This window comes from Romboutsia sp. 1001216sp1 (assembly GCF_039841805.1).
Lineage (GTDB): Bacteria > Bacillota > Clostridia > Peptostreptococcales > Peptostreptococcaceae > Romboutsia_C > Romboutsia_C hominis.
Genome location: NZ_JBDPHA010000003.1, coordinates 198,313 through 211,532, shown reverse-complemented (window position 1 = coordinate 211,532; position 13,220 = coordinate 198,313). Strand labels below are relative to the sequence as shown.

At 28.1% G+C, this 13,220-nt stretch carries 16 protein-coding genes; 10 read left to right on the top strand and 6 right to left on the bottom strand.

The window, feature by feature from the left end; genetic code table 11:
* Nucleotides 1-162 precede the first annotated feature (162 nt).
* On the bottom strand, nucleotides 163-366 hold the full coding sequence (locus ABHC41_RS05320) for an alpha/beta-type small acid-soluble spore protein (RefSeq protein WP_092922482.1): 204 nt from the start codon (nucleotides 364-366) through the stop codon (nucleotides 163-165).
* 118 nt (nucleotides 367-484) lie between these two features.
* On the bottom strand, nucleotides 485-652 hold the full coding sequence (locus tag ABHC41_RS05315) for a hypothetical protein (protein WP_166504717.1): 168 nt from the start codon (nucleotides 650-652) through the stop codon (nucleotides 485-487).
* A gap of 125 nt (nucleotides 653-777) precedes the next feature.
* On the opposite strand from ABHC41_RS05315, the gene ABHC41_RS05310 reads away from it, so the two are divergent.
* From ABHC41_RS05310 to srtB, 10 genes are all read left to right on the top strand, one after another.
* Nucleotides 778-1,545, top strand: coding sequence for a polysaccharide deacetylase family protein (locus tag ABHC41_RS05310; RefSeq protein ID WP_092922485.1), 768 nt, complete (start codon nucleotides 778-780; stop codon nucleotides 1,543-1,545).
* A gap of 79 nt (nucleotides 1,546-1,624) precedes the next feature.
* On the top strand, nucleotides 1,625-2,260 hold the full coding sequence (locus ABHC41_RS05305) for a single-stranded DNA-binding protein (protein ID WP_092922488.1): 636 nt from the start codon (nucleotides 1,625-1,627) through the stop codon (nucleotides 2,258-2,260).
* Between the two features lie 109 nt (nucleotides 2,261-2,369).
* Entirely contained in the window at nucleotides 2,370-2,939 is a 570-nt protein-coding gene (locus ABHC41_RS05300; RefSeq protein ID WP_240276208.1) for a methyltransferase domain-containing protein, read from the top strand.
* 77 nt (nucleotides 2,940-3,016) lie between these two features.
* Nucleotides 3,017-3,157 carry a hypothetical protein gene (locus ABHC41_RS05295; RefSeq protein WP_166504718.1) on the top strand — a complete coding sequence of 47 codons (141 nt, stop codon included), beginning with the start codon at nucleotides 3,017-3,019 and terminating at the stop codon, nucleotides 3,155-3,157.
* 1 nt (nucleotide 3,158) lies between these two features.
* Nucleotides 3,159-4,928 carry a sigma 54-interacting transcriptional regulator gene (locus ABHC41_RS05290; protein ID WP_195238043.1) on the top strand — a complete coding sequence of 590 codons (1,770 nt, stop codon included), beginning with the start codon at nucleotides 3,159-3,161 and terminating at the stop codon, nucleotides 4,926-4,928.
* Nucleotides 4,929-5,209: 281 nt separating this feature from the next.
* Nucleotides 5,210-6,514 (top strand): L-serine ammonia-lyase, iron-sulfur-dependent, subunit alpha, encoded by a 1,305-nt coding sequence (locus ABHC41_RS05285; protein ID WP_092922497.1) that lies wholly within the window; start codon nucleotides 5,210-5,212, stop codon nucleotides 6,512-6,514.
* A gap of 70 nt (nucleotides 6,515-6,584) precedes the next feature.
* Nucleotides 6,585-7,124, top strand: coding sequence for a hypoxanthine phosphoribosyltransferase (hpt, locus tag ABHC41_RS05280; RefSeq protein WP_092922501.1), 540 nt, complete (start codon nucleotides 6,585-6,587; stop codon nucleotides 7,122-7,124).
* A 164-nt stretch (nucleotides 7,125-7,288) separates the two neighbouring features.
* A complete protein-coding gene (locus ABHC41_RS05275; RefSeq protein ID WP_092922504.1) occupies nucleotides 7,289-7,696 on the top strand; it encodes a VOC family protein in 408 nt (135 codons plus the stop codon).
* A gap of 67 nt (nucleotides 7,697-7,763) precedes the next feature.
* Nucleotides 7,764-8,366 (top strand): DUF4397 domain-containing protein, encoded by a 603-nt coding sequence (locus ABHC41_RS05270; RefSeq protein WP_271893312.1) that lies wholly within the window; start codon nucleotides 7,764-7,766, stop codon nucleotides 8,364-8,366.
* Nucleotides 8,367-8,663: 297 nt separating this feature from the next.
* Entirely contained in the window at nucleotides 8,664-9,455 is a 792-nt protein-coding gene (srtB, locus tag ABHC41_RS05265) for a class B sortase (protein WP_271893310.1), read from the top strand.
* Nucleotides 9,456-9,495: 40 nt separating this feature from the next.
* Here srtB and dapD read toward each other — a convergent pair whose 3' ends face one another.
* From dapD to ABHC41_RS05245, 4 genes are read right to left on the bottom strand one after another with little or no spacing between them, the layout of a single operon-like run.
* Entirely contained in the window at nucleotides 9,496-10,212 is a 717-nt protein-coding gene (dapD, locus tag ABHC41_RS05260; protein ID WP_271893308.1) for a 2,3,4,5-tetrahydropyridine-2,6-dicarboxylate N-acetyltransferase, read from the bottom strand.
* A 16-nt stretch (nucleotides 10,213-10,228) separates the two neighbouring features.
* Nucleotides 10,229-10,975: a 4-hydroxy-tetrahydrodipicolinate reductase gene (gene dapB / locus ABHC41_RS05255; RefSeq protein WP_166504723.1), complete on the bottom strand. Its 747-nt coding sequence runs from the start codon at nucleotides 10,973-10,975 to the stop codon at nucleotides 10,229-10,231.
* Nucleotides 10,969-11,862: a 4-hydroxy-tetrahydrodipicolinate synthase gene (gene dapA, locus ABHC41_RS05250; protein WP_166504724.1), complete on the bottom strand. Its 894-nt coding sequence runs from the start codon at nucleotides 11,860-11,862 to the stop codon at nucleotides 10,969-10,971. Before dapA ends, dapB begins: the two co-directional genes overlap by 7 nt.
* 48 nt (nucleotides 11,863-11,910) lie before the next feature.
* Entirely contained in the window at nucleotides 11,911-12,909 is a 999-nt protein-coding gene (locus tag ABHC41_RS05245; RefSeq protein WP_092922522.1) for an aspartate-semialdehyde dehydrogenase, read from the bottom strand.
* Between the last annotated feature and the right edge of the window lie 311 nt (nucleotides 12,910-13,220).

Genomic DNA, 13,220 nt, shown 5'->3' with positions numbered 1-13,220 from the left:
CTCCGTAAACTATTTCTATATAATATATTAAACCAAAATATACAAAAATAAAAGTAGAATTTGAATATATTCAATAAATAAAATATCTTTTTTTATTCGTAAAAATATAAGAGACTACCATTTAGGTAGCCTCTTATCACTTAGATGTCAGAATTTACTATACTATTTACCTGCCATTTGGTTTTCAGCCATTTCAACTAATTTTTTAGTCATATAGCCACCAACATAACCGTTTTGTCTAGCTGTTAAGTTACCTTTGTCTATTGTGTCATAGTTAGCTAATCCTATTTCATTAGCTATCTCTAACTTCATTTGATTTAATGCAGCCTTAGCTTCTGGAACAGCTTTTCTGTTGTTGTTTGCCATAGTAAATTTCCTCCTTAGATGTTGTGTACAATACATATTGTATTGTTGATACTAATTTACCCTGGAATCAAATTTTATATACGTTTTTTTAAAAATTATTTGTGCTTTGTATCAATTTTTATTGTTTGAACTTTGTATCAATTTTTATTTTTTTATCTTTACGTACACCTTCTTCAATTCCATGTGCTTCTCTTAGATAGTGTCTACCTTCAAGTTTAAATGTCTTTCTAGCTGTTTCAACTTGATGACCTTTAATATTACCAAAAGAACTTTTTATAATTGACATAATAGCACCACCTTATATTAGTATTAACTTTAATTTGCCCAAATAATAAATTTAGTTTAATAGTAATTTTTTGAAAAAAATAAAAATAAGTTTTAAATATAGGACAACAAAAAGGAGGTGTAAATATGAAGTATAAGTCTAAAAAAATAAAATATTTTAGATCTAGTACTTTCTTTTTAGGAGTAACAATAGTTTTTATAATAGCTTTAATAGGTGGAATTAGATATGTATGTTATGAAAAAGAAGTAGCTAGTATGCCAATACATAGTGTTGATACAAATGATAAAGAAATAGCTTTAACCTTTGATGTAGCATGGGGAAAAAATAATATAGATGAAATTTTACAAGTTTTAGAAAAACATAATGTAAAATCTACGTTTTTTTTGCTGGGCAGTTGGATAGAAGATAATAAGGAATTAGTTGAAAAAATACATAATGCAGGTCATGAAATAGGAAATCATTCTAATACACATGCAAGTTTTAAAAATTTATCAAAAGAATCAAAAGTTCAAGAAATTAAGTTAGTATCAGAAAAAATATATGATATAACAGGAGAAAAAACAAGTTTATTTAGACCTCCATTTGGTGATACAGATAAAGAAACTTTAGAGGTGAGCAATTCATTAGATCATCAAACCATTAAATGGAGCCTAGATTCTATGGATTGGAAGGGATTTGGTGCAAATCATGTTATTGATAGAGTAATGAAAAATTCTGAACCAGGATCTATAGTATTATTTCATTCAAATGTAAGTAATGTGGAAAATTACATAGACACTATAATACTTAATTTAAAGAAAGATGGATATAAAATAGTTCCTGTATCAGAAATAACATACAAAGAAAATTTCAAAGTGGATAGTAATGGAGTTCAAAAGCTACAGAATAAGTAGTAATAAAAGTAAGAATTTATAAATATATTTATTATATAAAAGATAAAATATACAATTAACAAATTGTGGGGGGATAAAGATGGTAACAGTTAAAGAAGAAACGAATGTAGTGAATTTAAGAGGGGAACTGAGTGAAAACTTAGAATTCAGTCATGAAATATTTGGAGAGAAGTTTTATAACACTACTATTAAAATAAATAGACTTAGTGATTCTTATGATATACTTCCTATTACAGTTTCAGAAAGACTTTTAGAAGATATAAAAATAGAGGAAGGGAATTTATGTAGTATATTGGGGCAGTTAAGGTCTTATAATAAAAATATTGATAATAGAAATAGACTAGTTTTAACTGTTTTTGTTAGAGAAATAAAGACGATAGAAGAGGAAAATAAAGATCCAAACAGTATATTTTTAGATGGTTACATATGTAAAGAGCCCGTTTATAGAAAGACTCCATTAGGGAGAGAGATAACAGATTTATTAGTAGCAATAAATAGACCATACAATAAATCAGACTATATACCATCAATAGTTTGGGGAAGAAATGCAAAATTTGCTAAAGGGTTAAAGGTTGGAGATAGAATACAAATGTGGGGAAGAGTTCAAAGTAGAGAGTATGAAAAAAAAGGTGAAGATGGAAATAGTATAAAGAAAGTTGCTTATGAAGTTTCTATATCGAAAATAAAAAAGATGAGTGAAAATAATAATGAATAGGGTTTCATAAAAAAACTAAAAATTTACTAGTTGAATAGTTGCTCCTTATTTATTATAATTTATTCTATGATGTTAGTTATAAATGCAGAAAGTAAAGAGGGGGAGCACTGTGAAAAGCGTATTATATCATGATTACGACCCTAGTATTAGTTTGACAGATAACTCTGATGATATAACTTGTTTTTTAGATACGATAAAGTATAATGTAGGCAATCATATACTACTTGTAGGAAAAATAGGTGACCTAGGGAAAAGATTAAGAAGGCTAGGAGTATATGTAACAATACTTGAGAATAGCCCTTATGAAGACGTATGTTATTCCTTAATACACAACGGAAACTGTAATGTTATAAAAGGAACACTTGAACTATTGCCTTTTGAAGATAGACATTTTGACAAAGTTATAATATTAGATCACTTTAATAACACTGGAAATTTCGAGCAAGCATCTAAAGAAATTAACAGAGTACTAAAGATCAATGGTGAGTTAATATTAGAAGATTTAAATTTAAAAAATATTAAAGTTAAGTTAAAAAATCTAAAGCATAAACTGTGCGGAGAAAATATCAAGTACCATTATCCAAATGATGTTGCAAAGTTATTTTCAACTTTAGATTTTGAAGGTAATGTTAAAGAAGTAGAAAATGAAAGATACATTTATATAGGAAAAAGAAAATAGAGATTTTACTAATATATATAAAGACTAGGTTAGCCTGGTCTTTTATATATTAAACTAAAAATAGGAGCCATATAGTTATGAGTATAAATTATCAATTAATAATAGTAGTAATGATGTTTGTTATATTAATATCTATACAATTTACGCTAAATAAAATATATTTAGTATTAAAGGATATAAAAGAAATACTTAATTTAAAAAGATTAAGAAAGGATTAATATGGCAAACTTAAAATACATAAGAGAAGATATTCAAAATATAGCAGAAGCAATAGTAGCTGTTTTAGGTATAGATGTAACCATAGTAGATGATGACTTAACTAGAGTTGCAGGTACAGGTATATATTTAGAAAAAATAGGAGAAAAAATAAGTGGATACTCTGCTTTTAATAAATGTCTAATAGAACAGATAGAAATAATAATAGATGATCCAAGTTGTAATGATATATGTAATGAATGCTCCAATAGTGGAGATTGTAAAGAGTTTGCAGAGGTTTGTTGCCCTATAATAAGCGAAGGAGTAACCTATGGGGTTATAGGCCTTATAGCTTTTACAGAGGAACAAGCTAAAGTTATAAAAAATAATAAAGATGTATTAATGAATTTTTTAGGTAAAATGGCTGATTTAATATCTAATAAAATTAAAGCTCAAGTAAAAGCTTATGAGTTAGAATTAGAAAAGAAAAAGCTAGAGACTTTAGTAAATGGTATAGATAAGGCTATAGTATCTATTGATGTAGATGGAAATATAGATAAATATAATTTAAAATTTAAGAAAGTATTCAATTTAGAAAATAATATAAATGGTAAAAATATATTTAAGCTTTTAGAGTTCATAAAAAAACCATCAAGAGATAATTTTAAAAAAGAAAAATCACATAGTTTTAACTATAAATTGGATGGATATGAATTAAAAGGAATATACAATATAAATGAAATTATTTTAAAGAAAGAATTAAAAGGATATGTTATAGACTTTATAGATAACAAAGATGCTATTAAAAACTACAATAAAATAAATAAAGATTATAGTATAACATTAGAAAATATAATAGGAAATAGTAGCATTATAAATAGTGTTAAAAAGGAAGCGCTAATAGCTTCTAAGTCCACTTCTACAGTACTAATTACAGGAGAAAGTGGTACTGGTAAAGAGTTATTTGCAAGAGCTATACATAACCATAGTAATAGATGTGAAAATCCATTTGTAGCTGTAAATTGTGCAGCCATACCAGATAATTTACTAGAAAGTGAATTATTTGGTTATGAAGAAGGAGCTTTTACAGGAGCAAAAAAGGGTGGTAAATTAGGTAAGTTTGAAATAGCTAATAAGGGTACTATATTCCTAGATGAAATAGGAGATATGAGCTTGCATCTACAAGCAAAATTACTTAGGGTATTACAAGAAAAAGAGCTAAATAAAATTGGAGCAAAATCAAATAAATTTATAGATGTAAGGATAATAGCAGCTACCAATAAAGATTTAGAAAAAATGGTATTAAAGGGAACTTTTAGAGAAGATTTATATTATAGGCTTAATGTAATACCTATATCACTTCCAAATTTAAGACAAAGAAAAGATGATATACCAGATTTAATAGATTTTATGATAAAAGAATATTCTAGAAAGTTAGAAAAGCATGTAACTGGTATTGACAAAAATGTGCTAGATGTAATGTTAGAATATAAATGGCCAGGAAATATAAGAGAGCTTCAAAATATAATAGAGTATGGCGTGAATATGTCTATAGGAGAAATTATAACATTAGATGTAATACCTAATAAATTAAAAAATGTAGAGTTAGAAGAAGTATTAGTTCAAAATGATAAGATAAGAACTTTAGAAGAATTAGAAAAAGCAGAAATCATTAAAGCATTACATAAATATAAAGATTATAAAAAAGACAAAGAGCTAGTAGCAAAATCATTAGGTATATCTAGAGCTACTCTATATAGAAAACTAGAGAAATATAAAATTATCTCAAAATGAGAAAAAATCTCATTTTGAGATTTTTTTTACTCAAATTGAGATAAAAATATAAATTTATACACAAAATTAATATTTAAATGCAGATTTAGAAAAAAACTAAAAAAATAATAATCTTAATTATAATGTAGAAAAATGATGACAAATGCGTACATATAAGCATTTTACGGAAACGTTTTAACTAGATAAATTAAATAATAGAAAAATAATAATTAATTTAAAAAGTTGGCACATATATTGCTATATATAAAAGTATAAACTTAATTTATGTGGGAGGAAATGTTATGAAGGATGTAAGAAATCAAATAGTTAATATATTAAAGGCAGAAGTAAAGCCAGCTCTAGGATGTACAGAGCCAGTTGCAGTTGCATTAGCTTGTGCTAAAGCAAAAGAATTATTAGGGGAAGAAATAGTTAAGCATAACGTATTAGTTAGCCCAAACGTATATAAGAACGGAATGTGTGTAGGAATACCAGGAACAGAAAGATTAGGATTAAAAATATCAGTAGCTTTAGGATTTATAGGTGGACACTCTGAAAATGGATTAAGAGTATTAGAAACTTTAACTGAGGAAGAAGTTAAAAAGGCAGAAGAGTATATGGATACTCATCCAATATCAATATCACCAGCGGATACAAAGGAAAAGGTATATATAGAAGTAAACTTAGAAGGAAAAACTAGAACTTCAAGGGTTATTATAAGAACTAAGCATGATAACTTTGTTTACTTAGAAGAAAATGGAAATGTTTTATTAAATGAAGAAGGGTTAGAAGAAATAGCAGTTACAACAGAAAAAGAAGAAAACATAATGGACACTATAACTATAGAAGAATTAGTTAAAAATGTAGAAGCATTAGATCTTAAAGACATAGAATTCTTATTAGAAGGAATAGCTATGAATGAAGAAATAGCTAACTATGGATTAAATCAAAAAGTAGGTATAGGTGTTGGATACGGAATAAAGAAATCTATGGAAGATGGATTACTTGGAGACGACTTAATGAACCAAGCTATGATGATAACAGCAGCTGCATCAGATGCTAGAATGGCAGGAGTTAAAATGCCAGTTATGAGTTCAAATGGTAGTGGAAATCACGGTTTAACTGCTATACTTCCAATAGTAGCATACAACAAGAAATTCCCTCAATCAGATGAAAGATTAGCAAAAGCTTTAGCTATATCTCACTTAGTTACAGCATACATTAAAAATTACACAGGAAGATTATCAGCAGTATGTGGATGTGGAGTTGCTGCATCAACAGGAGCTACAGCAGGTTTATCTTGGTTAATGAGCGGAGATGAAAGACAAATAGAAGGTGCTATAGAAAATATGGTAGCTAACTTAAGTGGTATGATATGTGATGGTGCAAAAGCAGGTTGTGCATTAAAATTAGCATCAGCAGCATCAGCAGCAGTACAAAGTGCTATAATAGCTAAACAACAATGTTTCGTACCACCAATGAATGGTATAGTTGGAGCTAAAGTAGAACAAAGTATACAAAACCTAGGAAGAGTAAGTGATAAAGGTATGTCTGTTACAGATGAGGTTATAATAAATGTAATGGATGATATGAACAAGGTTAAGTAATTCTCCTTGCAAAAACATCTAATCTCCTATAAAATTGAAAGTATCATTTATACATAATGGAGGATTTATTATGAATATCGAAACTAAAAAGTGGGAAGTTTTATGTTCTGAAGAACAAATTGCTACTAGACTTAAGGAATTAGGTGCACAAATATCTAAAGAGTATGAAGGAAAGAATCTTTTAGTAGTATCTTTATTAAAAGGAAGCTTTATCTTCTGTGCTGACTTAGTAAGAAACATAACTGTTCCAGTTAAAATAGAGTTTATGACAACTTCAAGCTATGGTCACGGAGAACAAAGTAGTGGGAACGTAAAGGTTGTATCAGATGTAAATTCTAGTTTAGAAGGATATGATGTATTAATAGTAGATGATATAACAGATACAGCATTAACTATGCATCATGTTATGAATCATTTAAAAACTAAAAATCCAGCAAGCGTAAAATGCTGTGTATTACTTGATAAGCCAAGTAGAAGAAAAGTTGAATTAGTTCCAGATTACTGTGGATTTGAAATAGAAGACAAGTTTGTTGTTGGATATGGATTAAACTATGGTGATTATTACAGAAACGTACCATACGTATTCAATGTTACAAATGAAGATAGATAAATAAAAAGTTGCTCTTAGGAGCAACTTTTTATTTACAAAGATTTTGTAATTTATATAAACTATATAAGTAAACTAAGCTAATATATATTTATACACATATCAACTGTAAAAATGGTTGAAAAGTGGATAACTTCAAAATGAAAATGGTTGCAGGAGGATTAAGTATGGGGATAAAAATGATACATCATATATGCATTCAAACAGAAAAATATAAGGAATCATTAGATTTTTACACAAGAATACTGGGATTTGAAGTAGTTCAAGAGAGTAAAAATTTCCACAACAGAGAATATAATACGTGGATAAAACAAGGTACCTTTATGATAGAACTTCAGACGCCTAAAGCTGGGGATAAGTTTAAAAAGTGGACATCTTTAAATGAAGGCCCAGTGCATATGGGATTTATTGTGGATAATGTGGAAGAAGAGTATAAAAGGATAAAATCGCTAGGATATACTAATTTTAAAGTTAAAAATGGAGAAATTGTATATAAAGTAGAAGGTGAAAGTTTATTTAAAATAAAAGCACCAGAAGGAACAGAAATAGAAATTAGAGATACTGATATAGCTTAGTATCAAAAACACCCTTCTATTAATATGATATTAGTATGAAAGTATTATAATTAATGGGGGGATTTTTTTGAGAAATTTCAATGAGAAATATTCATTGGTTAGAGTATTACATGCTTTGGTAAGCGGAGAAGAATTAGATGTATATATAGATGGATTTCCTTTTTATATGGATGTAAGATTTGCTCAATTTACACCATATATATATGTACCAGAAGGAAATCATATATTTAGCGTTTATTTAAAAGATGAAAGGGATAGTCCTTTGAGTGAGGTTAGTATCGATGTAAAAAATGATGAGCTTATAACAGCAGCTATTATAGAAAAAAATGATAAAGTAGATATACTTCCTATACCAGAGAAAATGGGAGTTCCAGAAGATAATACATCGAAGATTAAGTTTGTACACTTAGTTCCAGAAGCACCAAATGTTAATATACTAATGGGTGGAGAAGAAATATTTAATAATGTAGGTTATACAGATTATACAGAGTATGAAAATGTGCCAATAGGAGAGTATAAGATGGATATAGAATTGACGGAAAATAAAAAAACAGTTTTAAGCAACTTAGTAAATATAAATCCAAATAGAATATATACATTTTATGTTATTGGGATATCGCCTAATATAGATATGATTCAGACATTAGATGGAGCAACTTTCTTACAGTGATAGATATAAACTATAAAAATTTGTTATTATTAAAAGTATAGATAAATTTATCTATACTTTTTTACGCTTAAGGAAATTATCATACTTCAAAAACTATAGATAACTATTGTAGCTAAGCAATACCAATTAGTTTAGTAAGCGCAAAAAAGACAATTTGAAGCGCTTCGCGATACGTCGCTCAAGCAACGGATGAAGTGTAGCGCCCACGTAGTGGCTTAAGCGAAGCGAATTTTTTATGTTCAAAGTTATATTTATGTGGTATATAATATAATTAGTTTAATTAGGAGTATAAATACTATGAAGAAAGCAAGGATTTTAATAAATATAGTCTTAATAATAGCATTATTATTTGGAAGTTATAAGGTTATAAGCAAGGTTTTAGACTATAAAAAAGCAGATAGAGTATATGATAATATAAAGAAAATAAAAGAAACAAGAGAAAAACAATTTGTATCAAGTGCACAAAGTAATAATAATTATAAAGTAGGCAATAGTGAGGTAGATGATAATAAAGAGGTTAAACAAAATAGTCCTTATAATAAGACTACTTTAGATTTATCTGATATAAATAAAGATTATAGAGGTTGGATAGACATTGATGGAACTAATATAGATTACCCAGTTCTTCAAGCTAAAGATAATAGCTATTATCTTAAAAAGGATATAAATAAAAATTATTTACCATCAGGTTCTATATTTTTAGACTATAGAAATAACAGATTTGAGGATAGTAATACAGTTATTTATGGTCACTATATGAGAAATAATACAATGTTTGGTGAGTTGAAGAAATTTAAAGATAAAAAATTCTTTGATAAAAATAATAAAATATACATAGAAACGCCAGATGGACAAAAATTAGAATATAAAATTTTCTCAGTTTATACAACTGATGCAAATTATAATTACATACAGACTTCTTTTAATTCTAAAAGTGATTATAAACAATTTCTTAATAAAATAAAAAACAAGTCTTTATATAACACTAATGTAGAAGTAAGTGAAAATGATAAAATACTAACTTTATCTACTTGTAGCTATGAATTTGAAAATGCGAGAACTGTAATTCATGCCAAATTAGTAAATTAAAAGGCTCAAATTAATATTTATTAATTTGAGCCTTTTATATTTAGTCCAAATCTCTAAGACCGTCCATTAACTTAGTTTTATCAGCTGTTTTTTCGTCTTTTATTTTTATGACTTTTGCAGGAGAGCCAGCAACTACCTCTCCTTCTAACACGTCATGGGTAACAACTGAACCTGCTGCCACAATAGCGCCCTTTTTTACTGTTACACCTTCAAGTATCACAGCATTTGCTCCTATTAAAACATCATCCTCAATTATAACAGGAGAAGCAGAAGGTGGCTCTAAAACGCCAGCAATAACCGCTCCGGCACCTACATGAACATTTTTTCCGATTATACCTCTTGCTCCTATAACTGCGTTCATGTCAATCATGGCATTATCACCAATAACAGCTCCAATATTTATAACAGCTCCCATCATGATAACCGCATTTTTACCTATAGTAGCCATATCTCTTATTATAGCTCCAGGCTCTATACGAGCATGTTCATGAAGGTAGTTGTATATAGGTATAGCAGAGTTTCTTCTATCATACTCAATATATATATCGTTTATAAGATTTTCCTTACCTTTTAAAAAGCTATTTATTACCTCATAGTCACCAATAAGTATATAAGAACCATTAGAACCAAATACCTTAAATTCCTTAGCTTCTTTGAAGCTGATAAGATTAGTATTTATATAAACCTTAACAGGTGTTATTTTTTTTGATTCTTTTATATATTTGGCTATTTCATAAGCATCGTTTAAATTTATCATTAGTTACCTCCATAGATTAACTTAGTAAATTATCCATATTATAATACCCAGGACTTTGGTTAACTAAAAATTTAGCAGCAGTTATAGAGCCTTTAGCAAAGATATCCTTAGATTGAGCTATATGTTTTAACTCTACAACTTCATCATGACCTGCATATATGACATTATGCTCACCAACAATAGTCCCACCTCTAATAGCGTGTATTCCTATTTCATTTTCACTTCTTTTCGCCTCGCGGCCATATCTTCCATAATTATATTCAATACTAGGTAGTACATCTTTTATTGCATTAGCAATCATAATAGCAGTACCACTTGGTGCATCAACTTTTTTATTATGATGTTTTTCTATTACTTCAATATCAAAACCATTTAACACTTTAGTAGCTTCTCTTACTAATTTTAATAAAACATTAACTCCTAAGGACATATTAGAAGAGTGGAAAATAGGAATTATATTAGAGGCATCTTTTATTTTATTTAACTCTTCTTCATTATATCCAGTAGTAGCAATAACCAAAGGGGTTTTAGTATTTAAAGCATAAGATAAAACATTATCTAAAGCTAAGTGATGAGAAAAATCTATTATTACATCACCTTTTTTAGAAATATCAGACATAGTAGAGAAAACGTTAAAAGATGTTTTTTCTTTTTGGCTAGGAGATACTCCACAAACTAATTCTAAATCAGGATCTTGTTCTATACATTTAGTTAAAACTCTACCCATTTTTCCAAAGCATCCATTAACTATAACTTTTAGCATGATTTTTCTCCTAATGATAATCCTTGATTTTTTAATTCTTGTTTTAAAACTTCTAAGTTTTTATCTTCCATTTCAGCTAGAGGTAGTCTTAAATTTCCAACATTAAATCCAAGTAAATTCATAGCAGTTTTAACAGGTATAGGATTAACTTCTATAAATAAAGCATCTATTAAAGGCTTTAATTTAAGTTGTAATTCTCTAGATCCTTTTATATCTCCTTCTAAGAATTTATAAACTAAATCATGAGTTTCTTTAGGACAAACATTAGCAAGAACAGATATTACTCCATGACCTCCAACTGATAATAATTGAATTATACTATCATCATTTCCTGAATAAATAGCAAAGTCATCTGGAACTAATCTAGCTATTTCTCCAACTTGAGATAAATCTCCACTAGCTTCTTTTATAGCAACTATATTATCTATTTTAGCAAGTTCTGCTACTAAGCTAGGTTTCATATTCATAGATGTTCTTCCCGGAACATTGTACATAATTATAGGAAGATTTACGCTTTTAGCTATAGTTTCAAAATGAAGCTTAAGACCATTTTGGTTAGCTTTATTGTAGTAAGGTGTTATAACTAATAATCCATCAGCTCCAAGTCTTTCAGCTTCTTGACTTAAATAAATAGAATGTGCAGTGTTATTTGAGCCAGTTCCAGCTATAACAGGTATTCTTTTATTAACTTTATCAACAGTATATTTTATAACAGCAAGCTGTTCTTCATCGCTCATAGTAGTGGATTCCCCTGTAGTTCCACAAACAAGTATTGCATCAGTATTATTCTCTATGTGATATTCAATTAATTTTCCAAGAGTCTCAAAATCTACACCATTTTCATCAAAAGGTGTAACTAAAGCAACTGCAGAACCTTTAAATAACATATACAAAACCCCTTTATATAAGAATTTACCTAATTAGGTATTAAAGTATTAAACTAAATCACAAGCAACTAATAATTCTGCTATTTGAACAGTATTAGTAGCAGCACCTTTTCTGATATTATCGGCAACTACCCATATATTTACTCCATTATCTACACTAAAATCTCTTCTTATTCTTCCAACGAAAACTTCATCACGACCAGTAGAATCTACTGTAGTAGGATATTTATTTTCTTTAGGATTATCCATGACAATTACACCATTCATGTTTTCTAAAGTATTAACTAAATCAGAAAGCTCAAATGGGTTTTCAAATTCAATATTTATAGATTCACTATGACTATTTTTTACAGGAACTCTAACTGTAGTAGCTGTAACCTTCATATCGAAATCATTAAATATTTTTTTTGTTTCATTTATCATTTTTAATTCTTCTTTTGTATAACCATTGTCTTCAAAAACATCTATATGAGGAAGACAGTTGTAAGCTATTGGATGAGGATAGAAACTATTAGGTTTTCCATCAACACCATCTTCTAAATCTTTAATACCTCTTACACCTGAACCAGATACAGCTTGATAAGTAGAATAAACTATTCTTTTTATTTTATATTTTTCATGAAGTGCCTTAAGAGGAACTACAGCTTGTATAGTAGAGCAATTTGGATTAGCAATTATTCCTTTATGTTTTTTTATATCTTGTGGATTAACCTCAGGAACTACTAAAGGTACATTTTCATCCATTCTCCAATAACTAGAATTATCAATAACCACAATACCCTTTGAAGCTGCTATAGGAGCATATATAGAACTTATTTCACCACCAGCAGAGAATAAGGCTATTTGTATATCTCTATCAAAAACATCTTTATTTAATTCTTCAACTACATATTCTTTTCCATTAAATACTACAGTAGACCCAGCAGACTTAGCAGAAGAGAATAAATATAGTTGATTTATAGGGAACTTTCTTTCTTCTAAAACTTTTAAGAAAGTTCTTCCAACCATACCAGTAGCACCAACAATAGCTACATTAACTTTTTTCATAAAATCACCCCAAATAAATTGATTAAGTATCTATATAAAATTATTCAAGGAGATTAAAATATATTCTATTTGTTGATAATAAATCCCTTTAAAAATATTTTCTATAAAAGAGGTAGAAAATATAGCTTTTTTGTTAAGATTTTCAGAGAATAGAAAAATAATAAAAAAGGACTATAACTAAATAGTCATAGTCCTAAGTAAACTTTAATTTATATTATCTAACTCAATCTTAAGAATACACAGTTATATTTTAAGACTCAAATTATATTATAAATTTATCTACATCCCTTATTAAAAAGAGGATCAAATTA

What these genes read in the sequence shown, in the direction of transcription:
- ABHC41_RS05320 (WP_092922482.1), bottom strand. Translation starts at nt 366, where the DNA reads ATGGCAAACAACAACAGAAAAGCTGTTCCAGAAGCTAAGGCTGCATTA.
- ABHC41_RS05315 (WP_166504717.1), bottom strand. Translation starts at nt 652, where the DNA reads ATGTCAATTATAAAAAGTTCTTTTGGTAATATTAAAGGTCATCAAGTT.
- ABHC41_RS05310 (WP_092922485.1), top strand. Translation starts at nt 778, where the DNA reads ATGAAGTATAAGTCTAAAAAAATAAAATATTTTAGATCTAGTACTTTC.
- ABHC41_RS05305 (WP_092922488.1), top strand. Translation starts at nt 1,625, where the DNA reads ATGGTAACAGTTAAAGAAGAAACGAATGTAGTGAATTTAAGAGGGGAA.
- ABHC41_RS05295 (WP_166504718.1), top strand. Translation starts at nt 3,017, where the DNA reads ATGAGTATAAATTATCAATTAATAATAGTAGTAATGATGTTTGTTATA.
- ABHC41_RS05290 (WP_195238043.1), top strand. Translation starts at nt 3,159, where the DNA reads ATGGCAAACTTAAAATACATAAGAGAAGATATTCAAAATATAGCAGAA.
- ABHC41_RS05285 (WP_092922497.1), top strand. Translation starts at nt 5,210, where the DNA reads ATGAAGGATGTAAGAAATCAAATAGTTAATATATTAAAGGCAGAAGTA.
- hpt (WP_092922501.1), top strand. Translation starts at nt 6,585, where the DNA reads ATGAATATCGAAACTAAAAAGTGGGAAGTTTTATGTTCTGAAGAACAA.
- ABHC41_RS05275 (WP_092922504.1), top strand. Translation starts at nt 7,289, where the DNA reads ATGGGGATAAAAATGATACATCATATATGCATTCAAACAGAAAAATAT.
- srtB (WP_271893310.1), top strand. Translation starts at nt 8,664, where the DNA reads ATGAAGAAAGCAAGGATTTTAATAAATATAGTCTTAATAATAGCATTA.
- dapD (WP_271893308.1), bottom strand. Translation starts at nt 10,212, where the DNA reads ATGATAAATTTAAACGATGCTTATGAAATAGCCAAATATATAAAAGAA.
- dapB (WP_166504723.1), bottom strand. Translation starts at nt 10,975, where the DNA reads ATGCTAAAAGTTATAGTTAATGGATGCTTTGGAAAAATGGGTAGAGTT.
- dapA (WP_166504724.1), bottom strand. Translation starts at nt 11,862, where the DNA reads ATGTTATTTAAAGGTTCTGCAGTTGCTTTAGTTACACCTTTTGATGAA.
- ABHC41_RS05245 (WP_092922522.1), bottom strand. Translation starts at nt 12,909, where the DNA reads ATGAAAAAAGTTAATGTAGCTATTGTTGGTGCTACTGGTATGGTTGGA.